This window comes from Helicobacter sp. MIT 14-3879 (assembly GCF_003364125.1).
Genome location: NZ_NXLP01000096.1, coordinates 1 through 3,569 on the forward strand (window position 1 = coordinate 1; position 3,569 = coordinate 3,569).

General features: G+C 28.2%; 5 protein-coding genes. All 5 read left to right on the plus strand.

Translation table 11 applies throughout. The features are described from left to right. Positions 1–296: 296 nt before the first annotated feature. Positions 297–980 carry an NAD(P)H-dependent oxidoreductase gene (locus CQA44_RS11425; RefSeq protein WP_115547341.1) on the plus strand — a complete coding sequence of 228 codons (684 nt, stop codon included), beginning with the start codon at positions 297–299 and terminating at the stop codon, positions 978–980. A 388-nt stretch (positions 981–1,368) separates the two neighbouring features. Continuing rightward, positions 1,369–1,608 (plus strand): hypothetical protein, encoded by a 240-nt coding sequence (locus tag CQA44_RS11430; protein ID WP_181881899.1) that lies wholly within the window; start codon positions 1,369–1,371, stop codon positions 1,606–1,608. Between the two features lie 10 nt (positions 1,609–1,618). Beyond that, positions 1,619–2,098, plus strand: coding sequence for a hypothetical protein (locus tag CQA44_RS13335; protein ID WP_258865029.1), 480 nt, complete (start codon positions 1,619–1,621; stop codon positions 2,096–2,098). A gap of 12 nt (positions 2,099–2,110) precedes the next feature. Continuing rightward, positions 2,111–2,821: a type VI secretion system amidase effector protein Tae4 gene (locus tag CQA44_RS11440; RefSeq protein ID WP_258865030.1), complete on the plus strand. Its 711-nt coding sequence runs from the start codon at positions 2,111–2,113 to the stop codon at positions 2,819–2,821. Beyond that, complete coding sequence (locus tag CQA44_RS11445; RefSeq protein WP_115547342.1) at positions 2,821–3,246, plus strand: hypothetical protein; 426 nt, start codon at positions 2,821–2,823, stop codon at positions 3,244–3,246. Before CQA44_RS11440 ends, CQA44_RS11445 begins: the two co-directional genes overlap by 1 nt. Positions 3,247–3,569: the final 323 nt, after the last annotated feature.

A 3,569-nucleotide genomic window follows, 5' to 3' on the forward strand; every position in this document is an offset into this window, starting at 1 on the left:
GTAAAAAGCCATAAAGATTTATTGCTTTTCATAGAAGTCTCCTTTTTGATAAAAATTAATAATAGGAAGATTACAAGGACGGTGAAGAATTACGCCACTTCATATATACTTATGTATTAAGCTAAAATGATTGAAAGAGCTTCAATTTCCTACATTATTTAATTTTTATTAAATTTTAATATTTGTTTTATTACATAAATTGATTTTTAATATGACAAAATATAACACAAAATATATTTAAGTTAGACTTAAAATCTTTGAGCTAAAATCGCTATTATACATAACAAGGAAATAAAATGCAAAATATTACTAAAAGTATAAGTAATAAAGCTATCATTGAGGCTTTTAACTTACGATATGCGTGCAAAAGATTTGATACAAATAAAATTATTAGTGATGAAGATTTACATACTATTTTAGAGTGTGCTAGATTAAGTCCTAGTTCTTTTGGTTTTGAGCCTTGGAAATTTATTGTTTTACAAAACAAAACAATAAGAGAAAAATTGATACCACTTTGCTGGGGTGGAAAACACGCTTTAAAAGAGGCAAGTTGCTTTGTAATTATTTTAGCACGTAGAAAAGAGGATACTTTAGCAAATAGTCAGTATATTAGCGATATGATGCAAAAAGTCCAAAAATTACCTATTCACATACAAGAAATAAAGCGTGAATTTTATAAAAAATTCCAAGAAAAAGATTTTAACTTATTGCAAACAGATAGGGCTATTTTTGATTGGGCGTGCAAACAAACTTACATTGTACTTGGCAATATGATGAGTGTTGCAGCACTTTTGGGTATAGACTCTTGTGCGATTGAAGGTTTTGGGCAAGATGCAGTGGATAAACTTTTAGCAAATGAGGGAGTATTTGATTTAAAACATTTTGGTGTTTCTGTGATGATAGGTTTTGGTTACAGGAGAGAGAATCCAAAATATCCAAAAACTCGACAGGATTTTAATCAAGTTGTAGAATTTATATAATTTTGCACTTAATTAAAATATTATAAATAACCTTAAACTATCTAAAATCTTTTATACAAATAAATATGAAACATTAAATAATTAAGATAGGGTTTAAAAACAAAATAATTCTTTTAAGTATCTAAAGAATTAGAGAGTATAAATATAAAGATAAAATATTTCTTTAAGAATCTAAAGAATTAGAGAGTATAAATATAAAGATAAAATATTTCTTTAAGAATCTAAAGAGAAATATATGTTAAGTATAAAATATAGAAAGTATAAATAAAATATTAAACATACAAAACACAATTAAATAAATTTCTTTAAGAATATATTAAATATAAAAAGAATATATTTAAACATAATATAATAACTTAATATCTAAAATATATTTTAAGGAATACTCTTGCCTCACCCATTATTAGAAGATGATAAAATAGAATGTATCCATAAAGGTAAGTTAATCTTACAATCAAGCACTAAAGATTTATTAGAGATAAATAATGCAGGAGTAATTACAATTAATGATTTAAAACAAGCAAGTATAGTTGGTTGTTTTAATAATATAGTAGGTATTCCTTCTCCTCGCACTAAGCTTGTAAATATCCCAGAATCTATTACTTCTTCTTTACTTAAAGTAGAATAAAAAAGTTATCTTGAATGAACCTATTACTCAAGTGCTAACTGATAAAGGCTCTCCTTTAATCTTACAAGGAGAATGTAGAGCTAAAGGATTCTTTGAGATAGAAGAATATATTAATGATATTAATAAATCTAATAAGAATAATGAAAGTAATATTAATAAATCTAGTTTAGATGAAGAGTATCCCACCACTATACAACCAATAGCAACACTAGCAAGTAATGATGATAGATTAGTCTATGAAGCATTAGAGAAGAGCAAGGAAGAAAAGCAAATCACAGAAATATATTTTTCTTATGGAGACGATGAGATAAGACTAAATGACACATCAAAACATTATAAAGATATTAATTTGCATATTATTACTAGAAATTGCAGAGATAATGAGGAAATAGAAATTGTTTTAGAATCCTCAAATCACCAAAACTTTACAGCTTATGGTAGAGTAAAAGATAATAAAGCAGTGATAAAGAATATATTTAAAGATATTTAAGGAGTGTAGAAAGTGGTAGTAGAATGGAGGGCTACTTGTGGCACTACAAGTGCAAGTATAAAGTGCAAAAGACCAAGTTGGAGTAATGTAAGTAAGGCTTATAGAGAAATAAATGAGGTTGGAAATAGAGCATATAATGAATATTATCAACAAGCAATTAGTGAGGGGCAGAATGCCATAGATGCCTATGAAGAAGCAATTTATCTATCGTCTCAAGCAAGGTATAATCTAGTTGGCAAACAGGCTCAAAGTGAATTTAATAGAGATTCTAATGCTTATATCAATACTTGTGCTTTACAAGTGAGTTATGCACTTAATAAAGGTGGTATGCCACTTGAAAACTATTTATCAAGAAATAAAGCAAAAAGACCAAAGGGGTTTGAAGAAGCTACAATACTTCAAGGTGAGGACAATCACAATTATTTAACAGGTGTTAATTTTATGATTAAGTTACTCCAGCTACAAGAGGTTTGGGGAAATGCTGATAAGCCCTATAACCCTAAGAGAATGCAAACAAAACAGGAGAATATCAATTTCTATAATAATGAATTCTCAAAGTTTGATAAAAATGGAGTAATAGCAATGATAATTAGCGGTTGGAGCGATGCTAGCGGACATATAACTTTATGGGGCGGAGAGGAAAAGGAATTTTTGGATAACTCAAATTATTTAATGCAATTAGATTGTATCGTTAAAGAACTCTACTTTTGGGAGTTGAAATAATGGTAAAGATACTAAAAAATGGCATTATTGCTTTGTTGTTTGCACAACCCATATTTGCTGATTTTGATGAGCTGTGGAATCCAAGTTGTAATACAAGAATACAATTACTAAAAGAATATGGCTTTGCTTTTTGTCTAGAGAAAGGCTATGAAGACCCCAAACAATCTTTTGAAAAACAACCAAGCTTTATGCGACATTTAGGGTTTATTCGAGGCGGTAGCATAGAGCTGTCGATGCTTGGTAGAGAAAAATTTGAGGAACTAGAAAAATACATACTTACATACTTATCAAATCCTAAAAATATACCTATAACGAAACACCAATCCAAATTGTATGTCCTTGCTTGTCTTCGCCTTTACGATTCCCCAAAATACCAAGATGAAGTCAAACGCATTGTCAAAAAATACTGCAAGGATTGCAAGTAAAATATTGTAGTTAAAATTAAGTGAAAGATTGTAAGTAGAGGATTTGCAAGTATAGTATAGGTTGTAGTATAGAGATTGTGAGTATAGAGGCTACAAGTAAGCTATGCTTTAAATTATGGTGGTATGCCACTTGAAAACTATAATTAAGGGATAAAATAATTTATTTAGGATAATAAAGCAAAATAATAATTAATTTATTTAATAAATAAAAATAATTAAAATAAAAGAGTAATATAAGATGAATGATTCTGTAATAAGATTAAATCCAACATTAACTGATTTTTTCTTATTTTGCTTTTGCATACTTCTTATTCCTGTGGTTA